22 protein-coding genes are annotated in these 23,241 nt (G+C 74.9%); 19 read left to right on the plus strand and 3 right to left on the minus strand.

Going from position 1 to position 23,241, the window contains the following annotated elements; genetic code table 11:
* Window positions 1–10: 10 nt before the first annotated feature.
* Together LPA27_RS07430 and LPA27_RS07435 are read right to left on the minus strand one after the other, a co-directional pair.
* Complete coding sequence (locus tag LPA27_RS07430) at window positions 11–823, minus strand: DNA-formamidopyrimidine glycosylase family protein (protein ID WP_228942041.1); 813 nt, start codon at window positions 821–823, stop codon at window positions 11–13.
* A complete protein-coding gene (locus LPA27_RS07435; RefSeq protein WP_228942042.1) occupies window positions 816–5,612 on the minus strand; it encodes a DEAD/DEAH box helicase in 4,797 nt (1,598 codons plus the stop codon). The genes LPA27_RS07430 and LPA27_RS07435 overlap by 8 nt, the downstream gene beginning before the upstream one ends.
* Window positions 5,613–5,800: 188 nt before the next feature.
* Here LPA27_RS07435 and LPA27_RS07440 point away from each other — a divergent pair, with 188 nt between their 5' ends.
* The 6 genes from LPA27_RS07440 (at window position 5,801) to LPA27_RS07465 (ending at window position 10,674) form a co-directional block, all read left to right on the plus strand.
* Window positions 5,801–6,727 (plus strand): ABC transporter ATP-binding protein, encoded by a 927-nt coding sequence (locus LPA27_RS07440; protein WP_228942082.1) that lies wholly within the window; start codon window positions 5,801–5,803, stop codon window positions 6,725–6,727.
* Entirely contained in the window at window positions 6,727–7,560 is an 834-nt protein-coding gene (locus LPA27_RS07445; protein ID WP_228942043.1) for an ABC transporter permease, read from the plus strand. The genes LPA27_RS07440 and LPA27_RS07445 overlap by 1 nt, the downstream gene beginning before the upstream one ends.
* On the plus strand, window positions 7,560–8,372 hold the full coding sequence (locus LPA27_RS07450) for an ABC transporter permease (protein WP_056862713.1): 813 nt from the start codon (window positions 7,560–7,562) through the stop codon (window positions 8,370–8,372). Before LPA27_RS07445 ends, LPA27_RS07450 begins: the two co-directional genes overlap by 1 nt.
* A 68-nt stretch (window positions 8,373–8,440) precedes the next feature.
* The gene (locus LPA27_RS07455) at window positions 8,441–8,635 is read left to right on the plus strand and encodes a DUF3046 domain-containing protein (RefSeq protein WP_056862982.1); all 195 of its coding nucleotides are present in this window, start codon (window positions 8,441–8,443) and stop codon (window positions 8,633–8,635) included.
* Window positions 8,636–8,788: 153 nt separating this feature from the next.
* Window positions 8,789–9,622, plus strand: coding sequence for an S-methyl-5'-thioadenosine phosphorylase (locus LPA27_RS07460; protein ID WP_228942044.1), 834 nt, complete (start codon window positions 8,789–8,791; stop codon window positions 9,620–9,622).
* Window positions 9,619–10,674, plus strand: coding sequence for an NAD-dependent epimerase/dehydratase family protein (locus tag LPA27_RS07465; RefSeq protein ID WP_228942045.1), 1,056 nt, complete (start codon window positions 9,619–9,621; stop codon window positions 10,672–10,674). Before LPA27_RS07460 ends, LPA27_RS07465 begins: the two co-directional genes overlap by 4 nt.
* A 59-nt stretch (window positions 10,675–10,733) precedes the next feature.
* Here LPA27_RS07465 and LPA27_RS07470 read toward each other — a convergent pair whose 3' ends face one another.
* Window positions 10,734–12,143, minus strand: a complete 1,410-nt coding sequence (locus tag LPA27_RS07470) for a hypothetical protein (protein ID WP_228942046.1) — start codon at window positions 12,141–12,143, stop codon at window positions 10,734–10,736.
* Window positions 12,144–12,396: 253 nt separating this feature from the next.
* Here LPA27_RS07470 and LPA27_RS07475 point away from each other — a divergent pair, with 253 nt between their 5' ends.
* The 13 genes from LPA27_RS07475 to LPA27_RS07535 all read left to right on the plus strand — a co-directional run bounded on the left by LPA27_RS07475 (window position 12,397) and on the right by LPA27_RS07535 (window position 23,148).
* On the plus strand, window positions 12,397–13,053 hold the full coding sequence (locus tag LPA27_RS07475) for a glycosyltransferase family 2 protein (protein ID WP_228942047.1): 657 nt from the start codon (window positions 12,397–12,399) through the stop codon (window positions 13,051–13,053).
* A complete protein-coding gene (locus LPA27_RS07480; RefSeq protein ID WP_228942048.1) occupies window positions 13,050–13,772 on the plus strand; it encodes a TIGR04282 family arsenosugar biosynthesis glycosyltransferase in 723 nt (240 codons plus the stop codon). The genes LPA27_RS07475 and LPA27_RS07480 overlap by 4 nt, the downstream gene beginning before the upstream one ends.
* A complete protein-coding gene (locus LPA27_RS07485; protein ID WP_228942049.1) occupies window positions 13,769–14,506 on the plus strand; it encodes a class I SAM-dependent methyltransferase in 738 nt (245 codons plus the stop codon). Before LPA27_RS07480 ends, LPA27_RS07485 begins: the two co-directional genes overlap by 4 nt.
* 63 nt (window positions 14,507–14,569) lie before the next feature.
* Complete coding sequence (locus LPA27_RS07490; protein WP_228942050.1) at window positions 14,570–15,790, plus strand: molybdopterin-dependent oxidoreductase; 1,221 nt, start codon at window positions 14,570–14,572, stop codon at window positions 15,788–15,790.
* Complete coding sequence (locus LPA27_RS07495) at window positions 15,787–16,296, plus strand: hypothetical protein (protein WP_228942051.1); 510 nt, start codon at window positions 15,787–15,789, stop codon at window positions 16,294–16,296. Before LPA27_RS07490 ends, LPA27_RS07495 begins: the two co-directional genes overlap by 4 nt.
* A 2-nt stretch (window positions 16,297–16,298) precedes the next feature.
* Window positions 16,299–16,982: a response regulator transcription factor gene (locus LPA27_RS07500; protein WP_228942052.1), complete on the plus strand. Its 684-nt coding sequence runs from the start codon at window positions 16,299–16,301 to the stop codon at window positions 16,980–16,982.
* Window positions 16,979–18,238, plus strand: coding sequence for a sensor histidine kinase (locus tag LPA27_RS07505; RefSeq protein ID WP_228942053.1), 1,260 nt, complete (start codon window positions 16,979–16,981; stop codon window positions 18,236–18,238). The genes LPA27_RS07500 and LPA27_RS07505 overlap by 4 nt, the downstream gene beginning before the upstream one ends.
* A 243-nt stretch (window positions 18,239–18,481) precedes the next feature.
* On the plus strand, window positions 18,482–19,528 hold the full coding sequence (recA, locus tag LPA27_RS07510) for a recombinase RecA (RefSeq protein WP_056862721.1): 1,047 nt from the start codon (window positions 18,482–18,484) through the stop codon (window positions 19,526–19,528).
* Window positions 19,529–19,530: 2 nt separating this feature from the next.
* The gene (locus tag LPA27_RS07515; RefSeq protein ID WP_228942054.1) at window positions 19,531–20,388 is read left to right on the plus strand and encodes a regulatory protein RecX; all 858 of its coding nucleotides are present in this window, start codon (window positions 19,531–19,533) and stop codon (window positions 20,386–20,388) included.
* A 141-nt stretch (window positions 20,389–20,529) separates the two neighbouring features.
* Window positions 20,530–21,024, plus strand: a complete 495-nt coding sequence (locus LPA27_RS07520; RefSeq protein WP_056862722.1) for a phosphoribosyltransferase — start codon at window positions 20,530–20,532, stop codon at window positions 21,022–21,024.
* Complete coding sequence (locus tag LPA27_RS07525) at window positions 21,021–21,893, plus strand: PPK2 family polyphosphate kinase (protein WP_228942055.1); 873 nt, start codon at window positions 21,021–21,023, stop codon at window positions 21,891–21,893. Before LPA27_RS07520 ends, LPA27_RS07525 begins: the two co-directional genes overlap by 4 nt.
* Window positions 21,890–22,732 (plus strand): HipA family kinase, encoded by an 843-nt coding sequence (locus LPA27_RS07530; RefSeq protein WP_228942056.1) that lies wholly within the window; start codon window positions 21,890–21,892, stop codon window positions 22,730–22,732. The genes LPA27_RS07525 and LPA27_RS07530 overlap by 4 nt, the downstream gene beginning before the upstream one ends.
* Before the next feature lie 5 nt (window positions 22,733–22,737).
* Complete coding sequence (locus LPA27_RS07535) at window positions 22,738–23,148, plus strand: DUF3037 domain-containing protein (protein ID WP_228942057.1); 411 nt, start codon at window positions 22,738–22,740, stop codon at window positions 23,146–23,148.
* Window positions 23,149–23,241: the final 93 nt, after the last annotated feature.

The raw sequence follows: 23,241 nt of genomic DNA on the forward strand, positions 1-23,241 counted from the left end.
GGGCCGTCGCTCAGGGCCGGCCGGGTCCCGCGGGCTCGGGCTGGCACGACGGGCAGAAGTAGATCGCGCGCTCGCGGCCGGCCGGGCCCTGCACGTCGACCTCCACCCTCGTGCCGCAGCGCCGGCACGGCGCGTGGTCCTGCCGGTAGACCCACGTGCGCCGGCGCTCGCGCAGGTCGCCGGTGGTGGACTGGACCGCCCGCTCCTTGTTGAGGTCGAGCATCTGGCGCCCACGGCGCACCATGCGCGGCAGGTCGCGCACCTCGCCGACCGGCACGCGGGGGTGCACGCCGGAGACGAAGCACAGCTCGGCGACGTACATATTGCCCAGGCCCGCCAGCCTGGTCTGGTCGCGCAGCGCGTCGCCGACCTCGCGGGCGTCGTCCTTGTGCAAGCGGCGCAGCGCCTCGTCCTCGTCCCAGTCGGGGCCGAGCAGGTCGGGTCCGAGGTGGCCCACGACGGAGTCCTCGTCAGCGGTGGGGAGCAGCTCCACGATCCCCAGGGAGAAGCCGACCGCGTGACGCGGACCCACGTCGAGCACGACGCGTGCCTGGTGGGCCGGGCGGGGCCAGCGCGCCCCGGAGTCCAGCACCCGCCAGGCGCCCTCCATCTTGAGGTGGGTGTGGAGGGTCCAGCGGCCGGTCGGGTGCTCGATGCGCGTGAGCAGGTGCTTGCCGCGCGAGACCGTCGCCCGCACGCTGCCCCCGGACAGGTCGGTGGTGGCGTGCTGCGGCACCCGGAAGTCGGTGCGCACGAGCACCCGGCCCGAGAGCGAGCGGTCGAGCAGCCGGGCGGCGCGGAAGACGGTGTCGCCCTCAGGCACCCCGGCTCCTCAGCTGCAGCCCGCGCGGGGTGGCCAGGAAGCCGGCCGACTGCAGCGCCTCGCGCAGCGGGGTCGTGCCGCCGCCCAGCAGCGGGGCACCGTCGGCCTTCTCCACCGTCATCCGGCCCAGCGCCCCGGCCCGGGCGGCGTCGGCGAGCGACTGGGCGCCGAGGGTGAGCCGGTCGACGTCGTCGGTCCAGGTGAGCAGGGTGCGGCCGCCGCGCTCGACGTAGAGGGTGAGCTCCCCGTCGACGAGCACCACCAGGCCGCCGGCCTTGCGGCCGGGGCGGTGGCCCTTCTCGCCCTCGGCGGCCTCGCTGGTCGAGGGTCGCGCGGGCCAGGGCAGGGCCGCGCCGTAGGGGTTGGCGGGATCGGTGGCGGCGAGGGCGACCGCGAGGGGCTTGGCGTCGCCGGATCCCTCGGCGGCCTCGGAGAAGGTCCGCAGCCGGTCGATGGAGCCCGCGGTGCCGAACTGCGCTGCGCCCAGGCCGCTGACGAAGTAGCCCCGCCGGCAGCGACCGGAGTCCTCGAAGGCCGAGAGCACCTTGTAGACCGCGGCGAAGCCGCCGGCGACGCGCTCGCTCATCACGGCACCGCGGATCACCACGCCGTGACGCTCCAGCAGGTGCTCGGCGCTGGCGTGGGCGCGGCGGGTCGGGTCGGCGTCGACGTCGGGCAGCAGCGCCCAGCGGCCGGCGGTCTCGGGAGGGCCGGTGCGTGGCGCGGGTCGGGCGCCGCCGCGCCCGCCGGTGGTCGACGACATCCGCAGCCGCGGCGGCGGGCGCTTGCTGCGGTGGGCCGAGGAGCCACCGCGGGTCAGCGCGCGCAGCGGGGTGAGGGTGTCGTTGCTGACCCGCCCCGACCACACCAGGTCCCACAGCGCCGCCGAGACGGCCTGGTCGGTGGCGCTCTGGCCGGTGGCCTGCACCTGCTGCACGAGCTGGCGGAAGAACCACGCGCCGCCGCCCTCGAGGGAGTCGAGGAGGGCCTGGTGCAGCTCGCTGTGGTCGAAGGGCTCGTGGGCGGGCAGCGTCAGCGGGGCCTGGTCGGCGAGGTGGAGCGACACCCAGCCGTCGGAGCCCGGCAGCGCGCCATGACCCGACCAGACGACCTCCCCGGAGGCGGTGAGCTCGTCGAGGTAGGAGGGCTCGTAGTCGCGCACCCGCGCCGAGAGCACCAGCGGCTCCAGCGCCGAGGCGGGCACGGCACAGCCGGCGAGCTGGTCGACGGCGGCCAGCACCCCGTCGACGCCGCGCAGGCCGCCGCGACCGCTGGTGGAGGCGGCCCACACGTGCTGCCAGGCCGGCAGGAAGCGGCCCAGCGCCTCGGGGTCGACGGGCTCGACCTCCTTGCGCAGCCGGGCCAGCGAGCGGCGGCGCAGGCGGCGCAGCACCTCGGCCTCGCACCACTCGCTGCCCGAGCCGTGCGGTCGGAACTCGCCCTCCAGCACCCGGCCCGAGGCGGCGAGGCGCTGCAGGGTGTGGCGCACGACCGCCGTGCCGAGGCCCAGGCGCGCGGCGACGTCGTCGGTGGTGAAGGGTCCGTGGGTGCGCGCGAAGCGTGCGACCAGGTCGCCCAGCGGGTCGTCGACGGGGTCGGTGAAGGCCTCGGGCGTGCCCGGGGGCACGGGGGTGCCCAGACCGTCGCGCAGGCGGCCGACGTCCTCGATCGCCGACCAGCGCTCGTCGCCGGCCATCCGCAGCTCGACCACGCGACGGCTCTGCGCGAGCGCGGCAAGCCACCCGGTGACGTCGGCGTCGGGCACGCTGCGCGCGGTGATCTCGTCGGTGCTCAGCGGCCCGAGGAGGCGCAGCAGGTCGGCCACGCCCTCGGCGTCGCGGGCCCGTCGCTCCTCGGTCAGCCGCTGGAGCTCGGCGGCGACCTCCTCGAGCACCTCGGGGTCGAGCAGCTCGCGCAGCTCGGCGCGGCCCAGCAGCTCGGCGAGCAGGCCCTGGTCGAGCGAGAGGGCTGCGGCGCGGCGCTCGGCGATGGGGGAGTCGCCCTCGTAGACGAACTGCGCGACGTAGCCGAAGAGGAGGCTGCGGGCGAAGGGCGAGGGTGACGGGGTGGCGACGTCGACCACCTGCACCTCGCGCTGCTCCACCCGTCGCATCAGGCCGATCAGGGACGGGAGGTCGTAGACGTCCTGGAGGCACTCGCGCACGGCCTCGAGCACGATCGGGAACGACGGGTACTTGGAGGCGACCTCCAGCAGCGCCGCCGAGCGCTGGCGCTGCTGCCACAGCGGAGAGCGGCGACCGGGGTCGCGCCGGGGCAGCAGCAGGGCCCGGGCGGCGCACTCGCGGAAGCGGGAGGCGAAGAGCGCCGAGCCGCCGACCTCCTGGGTGACCAGGTCGTCGACCTCGTCGGGCTCGAAGACCACCAGCTCCGCGCCGGGCGGCTCGGCGTCGGTGTCGGGGATGCGGATGACGATGCCGTCGTCGGAGGCCACGGCCTGGCCGTCGACGCCGTAGCGCTCGCGCAGGCGTGCGTTGAGCGCGAGGGCCCACGGGGCGTGCACGGGGGTGCCGTAGGGCGAGTGGAGCACCAGGCGCCAGTCACCGAGCTCGTCGCGGAAGCGCTCGACGAGCAGGGTGCGGTCGCTGGGCAGGGTGTTGGTGGCCTCCAGCTGCTCGTGGAGGTAGGAGACGAGGTTGCCCGCGGCCCACTCGTCGAGCCCCTCCTCGCGCACCTTGGCCTCGGCCGCGGGGCGGGGCAGGGCGGCCAGCTCCCGGGTGAAGGCACCGATGGCCTGGCCCAGCTCGGCGGGGCGGCCCAGGCTGTCGCCCTTCCAGAAGGGCAGCCGGCCCGGGATGCCGGGAGCCGGGGTGACGAGGACCCGGTCGTGGGTGATGTCCTCGATGCGCCAGCTGGTCGCGCCGAGGGCGAAGACGTCGCCGACGCGCGACTCGTAGACCATCTCCTCGTCGAGCTCGCCGACGCGCCGCCCCGGGCCCTCGCCGCCCACCAGGAAGACCCCGAAGAGGCCGCGGTCGGGGATGGTGCCGCCGCTGGTCACCGCGAGGCGTTGCGCGCCGGGCCGACCGGTGAGCTCTCCGGTGACGCGGTCCCAGACGATGCGCGGGCGCAGCTCGGCGAACTCGTCGGAGGGGTAGCGGCCGCTGAGCAGGTCGAGGGTGGCGTCGTAGGCCGAGCGGGGCAGGGCGGTGAACGGCGCCGAGCGGCGCACCAGGGCGAAGAGCTCGTCGGCGTCCCAGGCCTCGAGCGCGGTGATGGCCACGACCTGCTGGGCCAGCACGTCGAGGGGGTTGGTCGGCACCCGCAGCGACTCGATGGCGCCGGCGCGCATGCGCTGCACGGCCACAGCGGTCTGGGCGAGGTCGCCACGGTGCTTGGGGAAGAGCACCCCCCGTGACACCTCGCCGACCTGGTGGCCCGCACGGCCCACGCGCTGCAGGGCGCTGGCGACCGAGGGAGGCGACTCGATCTGCACGACCAGGTCGACCGCCCCCATGTCGATGCCGAGCTCGAGGCTGCTGGTGGCGACCACGGCGGGCAGGCGGCCGCGCTTCAGGTCGTCCTCGATCAGCGCGCGCTGCTCCTTCGAGACCGACCCGTGGTGGGCCTTGGCGATGACGACCGCGCCCTCCGGGCTGCCGCCGGAGGACCCGGACTGGGCCATGACCTGGGCCGGCGGGCGCGACGGGACGGCCCGTCCGCTGTCGGGCAGGTCGTCGGGCTGGTCGTCGGGCTGGTCGTCGGGCTGGTCGTCCTCGTGACCGGCGCCGTCACCCAGGGGGTCGCCGTCGTGGTCGTGGGCGCCGGCGGGCACGGGCACGAGGTCCCCGGCCTCGGGCTCGACGCCGGCGCGCTCGTTGGCGATCTCGTTGAGCCGCGAGGTGAGGCGCTCGGAGAGCCGCCGGGAGTTGGCGAAGACGATGGTCGAGCGGTGCGACTCGATGAGGTCGACGACGCGCTCCTCGACATGGGGCCAGATCGAGGCCGCCCGGGTGGCCGAGCCCTCGCCGTCGGCGTCCTCCTCGTCGTAGCCACCCGGGGCGGTCATGTCCTCCACGGGCACGACGACGCTCAGCTCCCACTGCTTGCGCGAGGGCGGCGCCACGATCTCGACGGGGGCGGAGCCGCCGAGGTAGCGCGCGACCTCCTCCAGCGGCCGCACGGTGGCCGACAGCCCGACCCGCTGGGCCGGCCGCTCCAGCAGGGCGTCGAGGCGCTCGAGGGTGAGGGCGAGGTGGGCGCCGCGCTTGCCGCCGGCCACGGCGTGGACCTCGTCGACGATGACCGTCTCCACGCCGCGCAGCGACTCGCGGGCCTGGGAGGTGAGCATCAGGAAGAGCGACTCGGGCGTCGTGATCATGATGTCGGGCGGAGCGGTGGTGAGCTTGCGGCGGTCGGCCGCGCTCGTGTCGCCGGAGCGCACGCCGACCCGCACGTCGGCCACCTCGGCCCCGAGCCGGTCGGCGGTGTGCCGGATGCCCGTGAGCGGGGAGCGCAGGTTGCGCTCGACGTCCACGGCCAGCGCCTTCAGCGGGGAGACGTAGAGCACCCGGCAGCGGCGCTGCCTGTCCTCCGGCGGAGGGGTCGACAGCAGCCGGTCGAGCGACCACAGGAAGGCCGACAGGGTCTTGCCCGACCCGGTGGGCGCCACCACCAGGGCGTGCCGGCCCGCGCCGATCGCCTCCCACGCGCCGGCCTGCGCCGGGGTGGGCTCCGCGAACGCCGCGGCGAACCACGTGCGCGTCGGCTCGCTGAAGCGCGCCAGCGCGTCGGCGGGCGGCGGCGCGGCAGCGGGGGTGGGAGGGGTCACCGGGCCAGTGTCGCCGACGCCGCCGACAGCCGGGCTCCCCCCGACGGCTGGGCCCGCTCGGGCCACTCGCTGCGCGCCGCGGAGATGTCCGGCACGGCCCCTCCGGCGCGGCGTCGGGTGGGGCGGGAAAGCGGAGGCGTGCTGTCGGCGGTCGGGCCTAGGGTGCTCGGGTGACGGCGACCGACTCGATGATCTGGGCCCAGGGCCTGCGCAAGGGGTTCGGCGACGTCGAGGCCGTGCGCGGCATCGACGTCGACGTGCGCCGGGGTGAGGCCTTCGGCTTCCTGGGGCCCAACGGCGCCGGCAAGTCCTCGACCATGCGCATGGTGGCCGCCGTGTCGCCCATCAGCGGCGGTGAGCTGCGCATCCTCGGTCTCGACCCGGCCGTCGACGGTCCTGAGATCCGCGCCCGCATCGGTGTCTGCCCGCAGGAGGACACCCTCGACACCGAGCTGACGGTGCGGGAGAACCTCTTCGTCTACGGCCGCTACTTCGGCCTGCCGCGCAAGGAGGTCCGTGCCCGCGTCGACGAGCTGCTGGAGTTCGTGCAGCTGACCGAGAAGGCCGGCTCGATGGTCGAGGACCTCTCCGGGGGCATGAAGCGACGCCTGACCATCGCCCGCTCGCTGATCAACCGGCCCGAGGTCCTGCTGCTCGACGAGCCGACCACCGGCCTGGACCCCCAGGCCCGCCACGTCGTGTGGGACCGGCTGTTCCGCCTCAAGCAGCAGGGCGTCACCCTGGTCCTCACGACCCACTACATGGACGAGGCCGAGCAGCTGACCGACCGGCTCGTGGTGATGGACAAGGGGCTCATCGTCGCCGAGGGCTCCCCGCTCGACCTGATCGCCGAGCACTCGACCCGCGAGGTGGCCGAGCTCCGCTTCGGCGTGGCCCAGGAGGGCGACACCCACGAGGTCGTCGCCCGCCAGGTCGAGGACCTCGCCGACCGGGTCGAGGTGCTGCCCGACCGGCTCCTGCTCTACTCCCACGACGGCGAGGAGACCGTGGCCAAGGTGCACGAGCGCGGGCTGGTGCCGGTCGCCACGCTGGTGCGCCGCTCCACGCTGGAGGACGTCTTCCTCCGCCTCACCGGCCGGACCCTGGTCGACTGATGGCCGCCACCTCCTCCGGGGCCCCCGACCCGACCCGGGCCACCGCGCCCGCCAGCACCCTGGCCGGCGCGCTGCGGCTGCTCGACTACTGGCTGACGGTCTACCGCCGCACGTGGAAGGGCACGATCGTCTCCTCCTTCGTCACCCCGCTGCTCTACGTCGTGGCCATGGGCGTGCTGCTCGGCGGCTTCATCGAGGGCGACCCCGCCGAGCTCGAGGGCGCCACCAGCTATCTCGCCTTCGTGGCGCCCGGCCTGGTGGCGGCCCAGGCGATGACCACGGTGATCGGGGAGACCACCTACCCCGTCATGGACATGGTCAAGTGGCACAAGGTCTACTTCGGCATGATCGCGGCGCCGCTGCGCGTGGGCGACATCATGCTGGCGCACCTGGCCTTCGTGCTCTTCCGCGTGGCGCTCACCTCCGCGGTGTTCCTCGCGGTGATGGCGCCCTTCGGGGTCTTCAGCAGCGTCGGGGGAGTGCTGCTGGCGTTCCTGGTGCAGCTGCTGGTGGGCCTGGCCTTCGCCACCCCGGTCTACGCCTACGCCGCGGGCGCCAAGGACGAGAGCGCCTTCAACCTCATCTTCCGCCTCGGCATGATCCCGCTCTTCCTGTTCTCCGGGGCCTTCTTCCCGGTGGCCAACCTCGACGCGCCGCTCGAGCTGCTGGCCACCATCACCCCCCTGTGGCACGGCGTCGACCTGACGCGGATGCTCACGCTGGGCCGGGTCGACGTGTCCGCCGCGCTGGTCCACGTCGCCTACCTGGTGGTGCTGGCCGCGCTCGGCTGGGGCTGGGCCGCCCGCCGCCTGCAGCGGAGGCTGATCTCCTGATGAGCGCCGTCACCGCCGCCGTCGCGCGCCAGGCCGCCTCGCCTCTCGGGGCCCGCGAGGCCACCGCGCTGCTGCTCTACCGCAACTTCCTGGCCTACCGCCGCGCCTGGTACATCTTCCTCACCGGCTTCCTGGAGCCGGTCTTCTACCTGTTCTCGATCGGCGTGGGCGTCGGCCAGCTCGTCACGGGCTTCGAGGTCGACGGCCGGACGATCGAGTACGCCGCCTTCGTCGCCCCCGGCATGCTCGCGGCCTCGGCCATGAACGGCACGATCCTCGACGCCACCTTCAACTTCTTCTTCAAGCTCAAGTACAACAAGCTCTTCGACCAGATGCTCGCCACGCCGCTGACCACCATGGACATCGCCCGCGGCGAGCTGAGCTGGTCGCTGCTGCGCGGCGGCATCTACTCCGCGGGCTTCCTGGTCGTCATGCTGCTGATGGGCCTGGTGTCGTCGTGGTGGGCGGTGCTCGTCGTGCCCGCCGCGCTGCTCATCGGGCTGGCCTTCGGCGGGGTGTGCATGGCGCTGACCACCTTCATGCGCTCCTGGCAGGACTTCGAGCTGGTCACCCTGGCGACGCTGCCGATGTTCCTGTTCTCCGCGACCTTCTTCCCGGTCACGGCCTTCCCCACCTGGCTGCGCTGGGTCGTGGAGTGCACCCCGCTCTACCGCGGCGTCGTCCTGTGCCGCGAGCTGACCACGGGCACGGTCTCCTGGGCCTCGGCGGTCTCGGTGGTCTACCTCGTGGTCATGGGGGTCGCCGGACTCCTCGTCGTGCGCCGCCGCCTCGACCGGCTGCTCCTCACCTGACCGCGGGTGGTCGTCCTCGGGCCACCCTCGGTCGGGCGCCGTCGGCGGCGCGAGGCATCATGGGCGCCATGCGGCACACCGAGTTCTGGGAGCGCCTCGACCACGCCCTGGGCACGGCGTCGTCGCGGTCGTGGGCGAGCTTCTTCGTCATGAGCGAGCTGGGCGACCGCACGGCCCAGGAGGCCCTCGACGCCGGGGTGCCGCCCAAGCAGGTCTGGGCCGCGGTGTGGAGCGCGCTGGCCCTGCCGGCCTCCGAGCGCTGACCCGGGCACCGACACAGAGCAGCGACCCCGGGCAGCGACCCCGAGCACCGACCTCGTGCAGCGACCCCGAGCAGCGACCCCGAGCAGCGACCCCGAGCACGTCGACCAGCACCCCCGGTGAGGGCCGGGGTGAGGGCTGGCACAGTTGCGGCCATGAACGCGACCGCAGACGTCGCCGTGATCGGCGGCACCGGCTTCTACTCCTTCCTCGACGACCCCGAGCAGGTCAGCGTCGAGACCCCCTACGGCCTGCCCTCGGCGACCATCTCGGTCGGCACCGTGGCCGGGCGCCGGGTGGCCTTCCTGCCGCGCCACGGCGACCACCACGACTACCCGCCCCACGCCATCCCCTACCGCGCCAACCTCTGGGCGCTGCGCTCGCTGGGCGTGCGCCAGGTGCTCGCGCCCTGCGCCGTCGGTGGGCTGCGCGAGGAGGTCGCGCCCGGCGACATCGTCGTGCCCGACCAGCTGGTCGACCGCACCTACCGCCGCATCCCGTCCTACGTCGAGAGCGGCGCGGTCCACCTGCCCTACGCCGACCCCTACTGCGAGCGCCTCGGTGCGGCCGTGGCCGGTGCCGACACGGAGATCAAGGCCGGCGGCACGATGGTGGTCATCGAGGGCCCCCGCTTCTCCACCCGCGCCGAGTCGCAGCACTACGCCGCCCAGGGCTGGTCGCTCATCAACATGACCGGCCACCCCGAGGCGCCGCTGGCCCGTGAGATGCAGCAGTGCTACACCGCCATCGCGCTGGTCACCGACATGGACGCCGGCGTCGAGGCCGGCCAGGGCGTCGGCCAGGAGGAGGTCTTCGCGCTCTTCCAGGCCAACCTCGAGCGGCTCAAGGGCGTGCTCACCCGCACCATCGAGAGCCTCCCCGACCCCGACGGGTGCACCTGCTCCACCTGGGCCGAGGGCATGGAGCTGTCCTACGGCATCCCGACCCCCGCCGGCGCGGGCGAGCAGGGCGAGGAGGCGGGCGCGTGAAGGTCCTGCTGACCGGCTCGGCCGGCTTCATCGGCGCCGCGGTGGCCGAGGCCTTGGAGGCCGACGGCGACGAGGTCGTGCGCGTCGACTGGATGCTCGACATGGCCCACGGCGAGGCCCGCCCGCCCGCGGGCACCCACCACGTCGACGTGCGCGACGCCGACGCGGTGAGCGCGCTGCTCGACGGCGTCGACGCGGTCTGCCACCAGGCGGCCGTCGTGGGGGCCGGGGTGAAGGTGGCCGACCTGCCGGCCTACGCCTCGCACAACGACTACGGCACGGCGGTGCTGCTCGCGGCCATGCACGAGGCGCGCGTCGACCGGATGGTGCTCGCCTCGAGCATGGTCGTCTACGGCGAGGGGCGCTACACCTGCCCCGAGCACGGCGACCAGGCCCCGGGGCCGCGCACCGTCGCGGCGCTGGAGTCCGGCGACTTCGACAACCACTGCCCCGTGTGCGGCGGACCGCTCGGCTGGGCCCTGGTCGACGAGGACGCCCGCCTCGACCCGCGCTCCAGCTACGCCGCCAGCAAGCTGGCCCAGGAGCACTACACCTCGGCGTGGGTGCGCCAGGCCGACGCCGCCGCGGTGGCGCTGCGCTACCACAACGTCTACGGCCCGGGCATGCCGCGCGACACGCCGTACTCGGGGGTGGCGGCGATGTTCCGGTCCTCCCTCGAGCGTGGCGAGGCGCCCAAGGTCTACGAGGACGGCGCGCAGATGCGCGACTTCGTGCACGTCAGCGACGTCGCGCAGGCCAACGTCGCCGCGCTGCGCGCCGTCGTGGCCGCCCCGACGGGTCACTACGCCGCCTACAACGTCGCCTCCGGGCGACCGGTGGCCATCAAGCAGGTCGCCGAGCTCGTCGCCACCGGCACGGGCGCCGACGGCGGCGCGGAGATCGCCCCCGAGGTCACCGGCGGGTTCCGGCTCGGCGACGTGCGCCACATCGTCGCCTCGCCCGAGCGCGCCCGCGCCGAGCTCGGCTTCGCCGCGGCCATCGCCCCCGAGGAGGGCCTGCCCGCCTTCGCCACCGCGCCGCTGCGCGCCTGAGGCACGGATCGGGGCGGCCGGGGTGCCGGCTGCCCCGACCGGGCTGGGCTGGGCGACGGCTACCAGCTGGTGTACATGAGGTGCTGCAGCAGCAGCGCCGCGACCAGCTGCAGGCCCAGCCCCCAGCGCCGCCACCGCTCGGGGAGGAAGGCCGCACCGATCATCATCCACGGCACGAACGGCACCCAGATCCGCTCGACCTCGGCCTTGCTCATCCGTGAGGCGTCGGCGACGGCCACGGCCAGGGCGGCGCTGAGCACGAGCAGCAGCGGCGAGGCGAGCACGGCGCGCCCCAGCCGGCGCGCCCTGAGGCCGGCCACGGCCAGCGCCGAGCCGAGCAGGGGACCAGCGCTGAGCACGAGGGCCGCGAGGTTGCCCCACAGCCAGTACGACGCCGGCCGGTCGGCGGCGATGCCCTCCCAGTAGCGGTCGTGGAGCACGGGGTAGGCCTCCCACCACGCGAAGCCGCCCGCGGCGAAGCCGAGCACCACCACGAGCGCGGCGCCCGCGGCGACCGGCAGCGGCAGCCAGGAGCGGGCCAGGGCCAGCACCGCCAGCGCGGTGAGGCCGAGCAGCGGCAGGCCGTAGGACGTCATCACCATGGCGCCGAGCAGCAGGCCCGCCAGCGTCGACCACGCCAGCAGGCCGCGGCGCGAGGCGTGGCGGGCCCCGAGCGCCAGGCAGGCCAGGCCCCAGGCGCCCAGCGCGCCGAAGAGGGCGTCGGCGGAGACGGCCATGAAGACCGCCGCCGGGGCGAGCACGAGGAAGGGGGCGGCCCGCCGGGCGAGGGCCTCGTGACCCAGCGCGCGCAGCGTGGTCATCACCGCCAGCGCCGTGGTCGCGGCGAGCACGGTCACCACGATCCCGGCCGCCAGGTCGCCGCCCAGACCGACCCGCACCAGCCCGACGAAGAACAGCAGCGCCAGCGGCGGGTGGCCGGCGACGTGGGTGGGCCAGTTGTCGGGGGAGGAGTAGGAGATGCGTCCGACGTACTCCTGGAGCAGGGTGCCGATCCCGTCGACCTCCCGGGCGGTGGGGAGGTACTCCACGTCGCTGCCCAGCACCCGCGAGAGGCCCGAGCTGCCGTCGACCAGGGCCAGCGAGACCATCCAGGCCAGCGCCACGACGTACGACACGAGCAGCAGACGCCGCCACGGGAGGGTCTCCGCCCACCCGGCGAACCAGCGCCACCCCACGAGCGCGACCAGCAGCGCCGGCACCGTGCCGGGGCCGAACAGCTTGGGGTCCCAGAACCCGTGCAGCGGCGGCACCGCGAGGTCGGTGTAGGAGCGCGGCGCGCGCGTCCAGGTCTCCCAGTCGAGGACGCGGGGCACGACGATCGCGAGCGCCACCAGCACGACGGCGACGCCGAGGCCCCAGGCGGCGGCGCGGGCGCCGGAGCGGTTCTCGACCGGCGCCGCTCCCGCCGGGGCCGGGGGCGGGTCGGTCAGAGGGGGGCTGGTCGCCATGCCCAGACCCTAGCCAGCCCACCGGTGGCGCCCGACAGCGACGACCCGGGCCCGCGCGGTGCCGCAGCCACGCGCGCGATCGCGCACGACACGCGGCGCACGCTGCGGGAACGCCGGGGGAACGACGCGCGAACGTCTGGCCTCCCGGGTGAACACCCCCGAGCACCCGGTGCGGTTCGATGGGGCGGCCGGACCGACCGGCGTCACCTCTTCGTAAGGGTTCACCGCCACGATGCCACCTACCGTTGACGACGTGCCCGTCTGCGACCTCGTCCTCCCCTGCAAGGACGAGGCGCCTGCCCTGGGCGACCTGATCCCGCGGGTGCCCGCCCGCTTCTCGGTGATCGTCGTCGACAACGGATCGGTCGACGGCACGGCCGCGGTCGCCGAGCGGCTCGGCGCCCGGGTCGTGCGCGAGAGCGTGCCCGGCTACGGCTCGGCCGTGCACGCCGGGCTCCTCGCCGCCACCCACGACTACGTCGCCTTCATGGACGGCGACGGCTCCTTCGACCCCGCCGAGCTGCTGCCGCTGCTCGACGACGTCGCCTCGGGCCGCGCCGACTTCGCCGTGGGCCGTCGCCGCCCCGTGCAGCGCGGTGTGTGGCCGTGGCACGCCCGCGCCGGCAACGCGCTGATCGTGGCCTGGCTGCGCCGTCGGATCGCGATGCAGGCCCACGACATCGCCCCGATGCGGGTCTCGCGGCGCCAGGACCTGCTCGACCTCGGTGTCGAGGACCGCCGCTTCGGCTACCCCGTCGAGCTGCTGCAGAAGGTCACCGTCGCCGGGTGGCGGGTCTCCGAGCGCGACGTGGGCTACCACCCCCGCGCCGCCGGCACCCGCTCGAAGGTGTCGGGGTCGGTCAAGGGCACCGTCCGCACGGCGCGCGACTTCTGGAAGGCCCTCGCATGAGCACCCCCACCCCCCGCCCCACCCCCACTCCGTACGCCGCGGGCGCCGGCCCGGCCGCGGCGCCGCGGATGCTGGTCGTGGCCAAGGCACCGGTCGCGGGGCGGGTCAAGACCCGCCTCGGCGCCGACATCGGCATGGACCTGGCCGCGGAGATCGCCGCCGCCTCCCTCCTCGACACCCTGGTGGCCTGCACCGACGCGGTGGGCCCCGACCGCTGCCACCTCTCCCTCGACGGCGAGCTGCTCGACGCCGTGCACGGTGAGCGCATCCGCCGCCACCTGCACGGCTGGCAGGTCACCCCGCAGGTCGGCGACGGCTTCGACGAGCGGCTCGTGCGCGCCCACGCCGACGTGGCCGCCACGGGCCCCGGCCCGGTCGTGCAGGTCGGCATGGACACCCCGCAGGTGACCCCGGACCTGCTGCTCGCGGCGGCTGCGCCCCTGGCCGACCACGACGGCGTGCTCGGCCCGGCCGAGGACGGTGGCTGGTGGGTGCTCGCCCTGCGCGACCCCCTCGCCGCCGCGGCCCTGCGCGGCGTGGCGATGTCGACGCCCACCACCCACGACGACACCCGCGCGGCGCTCGTGGCGGCCGGCCTGAGCATCGCCGCGACCGCGGTGCTGCGCGACATCGACACTGTGGCCGACGCCGACGCGGTCGTCGCCCTCGTGCCCGGTGGCCGCTTCGCCGCGGCCTGGAGCCCGGAGGTGGCCTCGTGAGCGTGCGCGACGAGTCCTTCTCCGCCGTCTTCACCCACGCCCTGCGGGGCATGCCGTGCCGCGTGGTGGGCCTGGGCCCCGAGCCCTCGCCGCTCCCGGTGGCGGACTGGACCCGCGAGGCCGACGAGGCCGACCACGCGCTGCTCGCGTGGTGCGTGGGCCCCACCATCGACATCGGCTGCGGACCGGGCCGGCTCTCCGCGGGCCTGGCCGCGCGCGGCCACGTCGTGCTCGGCATCGACGTGGTCCACGAGGCCGTCGAGCAGACCCGCCAGCGCGGCGCCTCGGCGATCCTGCGCGACGTCTTCGAGTCGATCCCCGGCGAGGGGCGCTGGGAGTCGGCGCTGCTCGCCGACGGCAACGTCGGCATCGGGGGAGACCCCGTGCGGCTGCTGCGGCGCGTGCGCGAGGTGCTCGACCCGCGCGGCCGGGTCGTGGTCGAGCTGGCGCCGCCGGGGGTCCCGATGACGACCACGTGGGCCAGCATCGAGGGCGACGACGTGCGCAGCCGGCCCTTCCGCTGGTCGGTGCTCGGCGTCGACGACATCGCCCACGTGGCCGAGGCCGCGGGCTGGGGCGTCAGCGCGTGCGAGCCCTTCGCCGGACGCTGGTGCGCCGTGCTCGAGGAGCAGCTCGCCCCCGTCGCCGCGGGCCTTGTCACACCCGCGGTCGCCGACCGCCACCTGCACGACGTCTCTCGGGACCACCACCACCCCGAGGAGCCGACGACCTGATGACGAGCCCCAGCGCAGGACCCCCCGCCCGCACCCGGACGGGGACGTGACGACGTGGCGGTGATGAGCCGGCTGGCCGAGCGCCTGCCGAGCGAGGACAGCTTCCGCTCCGAGCTGCGCAGTCCCACCGTCGCCGCCCGCGTCGGCCTGTGGCTGGGCGTCTGCTTCACCGTCTGCTTCCTCACCGGGCTGGTCAGCCACTACGCGCAGAACGTCGACCACCCGGTGCCGTTCCCGGCCTCGCCCTCCTGGGGCTACCGCGTCACCCAGGGCCTCCACGTCGTCACCGGCACCGCCGCCGTGCCGCTGCTGCTGGTGAAGCTGTGGACCGTCTTCCCGCGGCTCTTCGCCCGGCCGGGCCGCGGGGTGCGCGCGCTGGCCGTCACCGCCCTCGAGCGGGCCTCGATCCTCGCGCTCGTCGGCTCGGCGGTCTTCCTGCTCGTCACCGGCCTCATGAACTCCGCCCAGTGGTACCCCTGGGCCTTCTCCTTCCGCTCCACCCACTACGCCGTGGCGTGGGTCGCGATCGGCTCGCTGGTCGTGCACGTCGCGGTCAAGCTGCCGGTCATCCGTGCCGCGCTGGGCGCCGACGTCGACGACACCACCCTCGACCGGTCCCGCACCGACCGGCCCCGCACCGACGGGCCGGGGACCGACCGACCGACCGACCGGCCGACCGAGCGCGGCGGCGGGCTCTCCCGGCGCGGCCTGCTGCGCACGACCTGGGCGGCGGCCGGCCTGGCCGTGCTCGCCACCGCGGGCAGCACGGTGCCGCTGCTGCGCACGGTCTCCGTGCTCGCCGTGCGCACCGGTGACGGCCCGCAGGGGCTGCCGGTCAACCGCTCCGCCGCGGCCGCGCAGGTCACCACCGACGACGTCGGCGACTCCTTCCGCCTCACGGTGGCCCACGGCTCGCGCACCGTCGAGCTCGCCCGCGAGGACCTGCTGGCGATGACCCAGCACACCGTCGACCTCCCGATCGCCTGCGTCGAGGGCTGGTCGGCCGACGCCACCTGGACCGGGGTGCGGGTCGCCGACCTGCTCGCCCTGGTCGAGGCCCCCGCCGACAGCGACCTGCGGGTGACCTCGCTGCAGCGGGCCGGCGCCTTCGGCACCACCGCGCTCCAGGCCTCCTTCGCCGAGGACGACCGCACGCTGCTGGCCCTGCAGGTCAACGGCGAGACGCTGAGCCTCGACCACGGCTTCCCCTGCCGGATCATCGCCCCCAACCGCCCCGGGGTGCTCCAGACCAAGTGGGTCACGTCGCTGGAGGTGCTCGCGTGAGCGCCCCGACCGGGGGAGCACCGACCCCGCTCGGCCTGCGCCTGGCGCTCGGCGCCGTCGGCGTGGCCCTGGGTCTGTACGGCGCGTGGCTGCTGTGGTCGCGCGCCGAGCCCGCCCAGGTGCTCGACGCGCTGCTGTGGGCCGTCTCCGGCGTGGTCCTCCACGACGCCGTGCTGGCCCCGCTCGTCCTCGTGCTCGTCGCCGTGGGCGTGCGCGTCGTGCCACGCCCCTTCCGCGCCCCCACCACGGTGGGTCTCGTCCTGCTGGGCAGCCTGACCCTGCTCGCCGTGCCCGTGCTGGGCCGCTTCGGCGAGCGCGCCGACAACCCCACGCTGCTCGACCGCGACTACACCGCCGGCTGGCTCGCCGTGGCCGGGCTCGTGCTGCTCGGGGTCGTCGTGGCCGGCCTGCTGCGGCGCCGCGCGCAGCGCGCCGCCGGCCCGGTCACGGCCGACCCGTCCCGCCCGTCCGACCCGCCCGACCGCCCCGGCCCCACCGGTCGCTGAGCGTGGCCCTCGTGCTCGTCGTCGACGACGACCTCACCGTCCGCGAGGTCGTCGTGTCCTACCTGCGCGCCCACGGCCACGAGGTCGTCGAGGCCGGCGACGGCGAGGCGGCGCTGGAGCTGATGGGCTCCCGCCCGGCCGACCTCGTGGTGCTCGACCTGATGCTGCCCGGGATCGACGGGCTCGAGGTGTGCCGTCGGCTGCGGCGCAGCGGTGACGTGCCGGTGGTGATGCTCACCGCCCTCGGCGAGGAGGGCGACCGTGTCGCCGGCCTCGAGCACGGCGCCGACGACTACGTCAGCAAGCCCTTCAGCCCGCGCGAGCTGGCCCTGCGGGTCGACTCGGTGCTCCGGCGTACGTCGGAGCCGGCCGAGGTCGTCGGTCCGCGGGTCGTGGTCGACGGCGACCTCGAGGTCGACGCCGCACGTCACACGGTCACCCGGGCGGGCCGCGAGCTGGCCCTGACCGCCCGGGAGTTCGACCTGCTGTGGTGGTTCCTCAGCCACCCCGGCGTCGCGGTCAACCGCGACGACCTGCTGCAGGAGGTGTGGGGCTGGTCGGTCGGCGACCGCTCCACCGTGACCGTGCACGTGCGCCGCCTGCGCGAGAAGGTCGAGCAGGACCCCACCCACCCGCGGCGGCTGCTGACGGTGTGGGGCGTGGGCTACCGGTGGGAGGCTTCGTGAACGGCGAGCAGGCGCAGGTCGTCCTCGTGGCGGCGGTCGCGGCCGTCGTCGTGGGCGTCGTCGGGCTGCTGCTGGCCTGGCTCGTGCGCCGGCTGTCGATCCGCTGGCAGCTCGGCCTCGCCGCGGTCGTGCCGGTGGCCGCGGTGCTCGCCGGGGTGCTCGCGGCCTCCCAGCGCATGTTCATCAGCGACGACGACGTCGAGGTCGTGACGCTCGTGGCCGGCGCCGCCACGGTGGTCGCGCTGGCGGTCGCGCTCGCCCTCTCGCGGGCGATCACCCGCTGGTCGCTGTCGCTGCGCGAGGAGGTGCGGCGGGTGGGCTCCGGCTCGCCGTACGTCGGCGGGGCCCGCGGGCCCTCGGAGTTCCGCGCGCTGTCCGAGGAGCTCGCCACCGCGCACGCCCGGCTCGAGGAGGCCCGTGGGCGCGAGGCGCGCCTGGAGGACTCGCGCCGCGAGCTGGTCTCCTGGGTCTCCCACGACCTGCGCACCCCGTTGGCCGGCATGCGGGCGATGACCGAGGCGCTCGAGGACGGCATGACCCCCGACCCCGAGCGCTACCACCGCCAGATCCGGGTCGAGGTCGACCGCATGGTCCGCATGGTCGACGACCTCTTCGAGCTCTCCCGCATCCACGCCGGCGTGCTGCGGCTGGCCCCCGAGGCCGTGGTGCTGGGCGACGTCGTCAGCGACGCGATCGCCGCCGCCGACCCGGTGGCGCGGGCCCGTGGCGTCAGGCTCGGGGGAGCGGTGCCCGGCGGTCTCGAGCTCGTCGCCGACCCCTCGGGGCTCTCGCGCGTGGTCTCCAACCTGGTGATGAACGCCGTGCGCCACACCCCGCCCGGGGGCACGGTGCACGTCGAGGGCACGGGCCACACCGCCGGGGTGCGCGCCGCCGCGGGGGACGGCGCGGGGGGCGGTGCGGGGGGCGGTGCGGGGGGCGACTGCGTGGAGCTCGTCGTGACCGACGGCTGCGGCGGCATCGGGGCCGTCGACCTCGCCCGGGTCTTCGACGTGGCCTGGCAGGCCGAGCCCTCGCGCACCCCTGACGACGTCACCGGTCGTGGGGCCGGGCTGGGCCTGGCCATCGTCAAGGGCATCGTGGAGGCCCACCGCGGCACCGTGCACGCCGAGGACGTCACCGAGCAGGGAGTCGACCAGGGGGGCCGGCCGACCGGCTGCCGCTTCCGGGTCGTGCTGCCCGTCGACGGCCCCGGGCCGCCCGACGCGGTGCTCCCGGCCCCCGCCCCGCTCTCCTGACCGTCCGTCCCACGAGCGCGGCGTCGGCCGGGCGCCGCCGCGGCGCGGCGTGTCGACTGGGGTCGAACACGTGTTCGGGCTACCGTGCAGGGGACGGCGCGCAGATCGGCGTTCTCCACAGTCCCGGGTCACCGTTCCCCGACTGTCGGCGGGCTCCTCTAGCGTTCCCGGCACAGACGTTGCACGACACCACAGACCACACCGTGGAGGGCCGAGCGCCCTCCGCCCCAGGACGGAGACATCATGGCTGGAGACCGCGACAAGGCCCTCGACGTAGCGCTCGCCTCGATCGAGAAGCAGTTCGGCAAGGGCTCGGTGATGCGCCTCGGCGACGAGACCCGCGCGCCCCTCGAGGTGATCCCCACCGGGTCGATCGCCCTCGACGTCGCCCTCGGCCTCGGCGGCCTGCCGCGCGGTCGCGTGGTGGAGATCTACGGCCCGGAGTCCTCCGGAAAGACGACGGTCGCCCTCCACGCGGTGGCCAGCGCCCAGCGCAACGGCGGCATCGTCGCCTTCATCGACGCCGAGCACGCCCTCGACCCCGACTACGCCAAGGCCCTCGGCGTCGACACCGACGCCCTGCTGGTCTCCCAACCCGACTCCGGTGAGCAGGCCCTCGAGATCGCCGACATGCTGATCCGCTCGGGCGCGCTCGACCTGATCGTCATCGACTCCGTGGCCGCGCTCGTGCCCCGCGCCGAGATCGAGGGCGAGATGGGCGACAGCCACGTCGGCCTCCAGGCCCGCCTGATGAGCCAGGCGCTGCGCAAGATGACCGGTGCGCTCAACAACTCCAAGACCACCGCGATCTTCATCAACCAGCTGCGCGAGAAGATCGGCGTCATGTTCGGCTCGCCGGAGACCACGACCGGTGGTCGCGCGCTGAAGTTCTACTCCTCGGTGCGCCTCGACGTGCGCCGCATCGAGACGCTGAAGGACGGCACCGACATGGTCGGCAACCGCACCCGCGTCAAGGTCGTCAAGAACAAGGTCGCCCCGCCCTTCAAGCAGGCCGAGTTCGACATCATGTACGGCAAGGGCATCAGCCGCGAGGGTGGCCTGATCGACGTCGGCGTCGAGGCGGGCCTGGTCCGCAAGGCCGGCGCCTGGTACACCTACGACGGCGACCAGCTGGGCCAGGGCAAGGAGAACGCCCGCACCTTCCTGCGCGACAACCCCGACCTGGCCAACGAGCTGGAGAAGAAGATCCTCGAGAAGCTCGGGGTCGGCCCCACCGTCGACGCCGAGGTCTCGCTGCCCGGTGACCCGGTCGGCGTCGACGACTTCTGATCGTGACCCGGTCGCAGCGACCGGTCGACCGCGACGTCGACCCCCGGCCCGCCCCGTCGTGGGCCGGGGTCGACGCGACCGAGTCCGACCTCGGTGAGCCGGCGGTCTCCCCGTCCTGGCGTGGCGACGTCTCGGCGGGCGTCGACGCCTGGACCCAGCGCGCCGAGCGGACCGCGCGGTCCGGTGGGCCCGACGACGCGGCCGGGGCCGACGGGGCCTCGCGTCCGTTCGGGGAGGCGAGGTCCTCGGGTCGCAGGGGCTCCCGGGCCCGCGGCGGGTCCGAGGGCCGGCGGCAGGGTCGCAGCCGCTCGTCGGCGGGTCAGCCGCCCCCCGACCGCGCCGCGCTGGGGCCGGAGGCCGACCCGGAGTCGGTGGCCCGCACGATCCTGCTCGACCAGCTCACGGGCCGTGCCCGCAGCCGCAAGGAGCTCGGCGACAAGCTCGCGCAGCGCGAGGTGCCCGACGAGATCGCCACGGCGCTCCTCGACCGCTTCGAGGAGGTCGGCCTCATCGACGACGAGGCCTTCGCGCGGCTCTGGGTCTCCTCCCGCGGCGCCGGCGGGGGTGGCAGCAAGTCCCTGGCACGCCGCGCGCTGAGCCAGGAGCTGCGACGCAAGGGCGTCGACGACGAGGTCGCCCGCACGGTCCTCGACGAGATCGACCCCGACGACGAGGAGCAGGCCGCGCGAGAGCTGGTGCGCAAGAAGCTGCGCTCGCTCTCGCGCGTCGACGACGTCACCGCGACCCGCCGTCTCGTCGGCATGCTGGCGCGGAAGGGCTACGGCTCGGGCCTGGCCTTCTCCGTGGTCAAGCAGGAGCTCGCCGCCTCCGGTCGCGACGAGCCCGACCCCCTCGAGTGACGCGACGGTGGTTGAGGAGCGAGCGCCAGCGAGCGTCTCGCCACCACCTACTCGCCGCACCGTGGTCGAGGAACGCGTGCCGCCCGCCGTCGCCACGCCCCCCGCTCGACGCTGCGGCCGGCCTCCCGCCACAATGACCGGGTGGCCGACGAGCGCGAGATCCTGACCTACGACCTCTTCGGCACCGCGGTGCGCGACCTGGCCCAGCAGGTGGTCGACGACGGCTACGAGCCCGACCTCGTGCTGGCCATCGCCCGGGGCGGTCTGGGCCTGGCCATGGGGTTGGGCTACGCCCTCGACGTCAAGAACCTCTCGGCGGTCAACGTCGAGTTCTACACCGGCGTCGACCAGCGCCTCGACGTGCCGATCATGCTGCCCCCCACGCCTGCGGCCGTCGACCTGTCGGGCCTCAAGGTGCTCATCGCCGACGACGTCGCCGACAGCGGACGGACCCTGGAGTCGGTGCTGGCCTTCTGCGCCGACCACGTGGCCGAGGCCCGCTCGGCGGTGGTCTACGAGAAGCCGCAGAGCGTGGTGAAGCCCGACTACGCCTGGCGCCGCACGACGCGCTGGATCAACTTCCCGTGGTCCACGCAGCCGCCGCTGGTGACCCGCTCCACCGTGGTCGACGCGTGAGCGCCTCGCTGCTGCGGCTGCCGACGGGCCCGGTGGACCTGCGCAGCCTGCCCACCGACGCCACGCCCGACTTCGCGCACGGCAAGACCGCCGGCAAGGTCGCGCTGGCCGAGCTCGGCCCGCGGCTGGGCGAGCTGCAGGAGCGGCTCTTCTCCGAGCACACCACGGAGCACCCCCGCAGCGTCCTGCTGGTGCTGCAGGGCATGGACACCTCGGGCAAGGGCGGGGTCCTGCGGCACACCCTGGGGCTCGTCGACCCCCAGGGGCTGCGGATCACGTCCTTCAAGGCCCCCACGGCGCAGGAGCGGGAGCACGACTTCCTGTGGCGCATCCGTCGCGCGCTGCCCGGCCCGGGGCTGATCGGCGTTTTCGACCGCTCCCACTACGAGGACGTCCTCGCCGCACGGGTCAGGGGCCTGGCCCCCCTCGAGGAGGTCGAGCGTCGCTACGCCGCCATCAACGACTTCGAGGCCGAGCTGCTGGCCGCTGGCACGACCGTGGTCAAGTGCATGCTCCACATCAGCGCCGACACCCAGCGCGAGCGGCTGCTGGAGCGCCTCGACCGACCCGACAAGCACTGGAAGTTCACCCCCGGGGACATCGACGACCGACAGCTCTGGCCGGCCTACCGCGCTGCCTACGAGACGGCCCTGGAGCGCACCAACACCGAGGTCGCCCCGTGGCACGTCGTGCCCAGCGACCGCAAGTGGTATCGCAACCTCGCGGTCGGGCGCCTGCTCCTCGACGCCCTGGAGGGCCTCGCGCCCACCTGGCCCCCGGCGCGCTACGACGTCGCGGAGCAGCGACGGCGCCTGCTGCACGAGGCCGACCCGGATCCCGACCCCGGCCCGGAGGGGAGCGCGGCGTGAGCCCCGACCACCCGTCCGGTGCCGCCGACCGCGCCGTAGACGACGGCCCGCTGCCCACCGTGGCCGTCACGCGCTATGTCACCCCGCTGCGCGAGGGCGGCAGCCTGCCGGGGATCGTGGAGGCCGACGACCTGGGCACCTACGTGTGCAAGTTCCGCGGCGCGGGCCAGGGCGTGCGCGTCCTGGTCGCCGAGGTCGTGGTCGCCGAGCTGGCCCGTCTGGTCGGGCTGCGCACCCCGCGGCTGGTCGCCCTCGAGCTCGACGCGGAGATCGCGCGCTACGAGGCCGACGAGGAGGTCCAGGACCTGCTGGTCGCGTCGGTGGGGCTCAACCTGGGCGTCGACTTCCTGCCCGGCTCCTTCGGCTACGACGGCGAGCGGGCGGCCACGACGCCGGGCGGCGGCACCGCGGCGGTGGCCGAGGAGGCCGCCCGCGTGCTGTGGCTCGACGCGTTCTGCGCCAACGTCGACCGCAGCTGGCGCAACCCCAACCTCCTGGTCTGGCACGACGACCTCTGGGTCATCGACCACGGCGCCTCGCTGTACTTCCATCACGCCTGGAGCGGCGGCGTCACCGACCCGGCCCGCTTCGCCGCCCAGCACTGGGACGTCTCCGACCACGTGCTCGGCGCCCACGTCGGCGGCCTCGACGCCGTCGACGCGGCGATCAGCGAGGTGCTGACGCCCGAGGTCCTGCCCGGCGTGCTCGAGCGCGTGCCCGACGCCTGGCTCCAGCCCGTGCCCGGCGCCGAGACACCCGCGGCGCTGCGCGCGGCGTACGTCGCCTTCCTCACCGCCCGGCTCGGCACCCGCCAGTGGCTGCCGGGGGCCGACGCGTGAGCGGCGTGCCGGCCAATTCCGCCGGCGCCCCGACGCGCCCGCTGATGGCCTACCAGTACGTCGTGCTGCGCTGCGTGCCGCGCGCCGACCGCGAGGAGTTCCTCAACGTGGGCGTGGTGCTCTACTGCCAGGCCGGCGACTTCCTGGGCACGGCGTGGCACTGCGACCGCGAGCGCCTGACCGCCTTCAGCGCCGGGCTCGACGTCGACCAGGTCTGCGCCTCGCTGCGCTTCGCCGAGGCCGTCAGCGCCGGCGACGAGCGCGGGGGTGCGGCCTCGCGACACCCGGTGGGACAGCGCTTCGGGTTCCTCAAGGCACCCAAGAGTACGGTGGTGCAGCCCGGTCCGGTGCACGGCGGACTGACCGCCGACCCCGCTGCCGAGCTGCGGCGCCTGCTCGCCTGCCTGGTGACCTGAGCCCCGGTGTGCTGAGCCCCGGTGTGCTGAGCCCCGGTGTGCTGAGCGCCCCGGGGCGCCGAGGCCCGGGCGCCACCACGGTGACGGCCCGGG

The sequence above is a fragment of the Nocardioides sp. Leaf374 genome (assembly GCF_916862475.1).
Lineage (GTDB): Bacteria > Actinomycetota > Actinomycetes > Propionibacteriales > Nocardioidaceae > Nocardioides > Nocardioides kribbensis.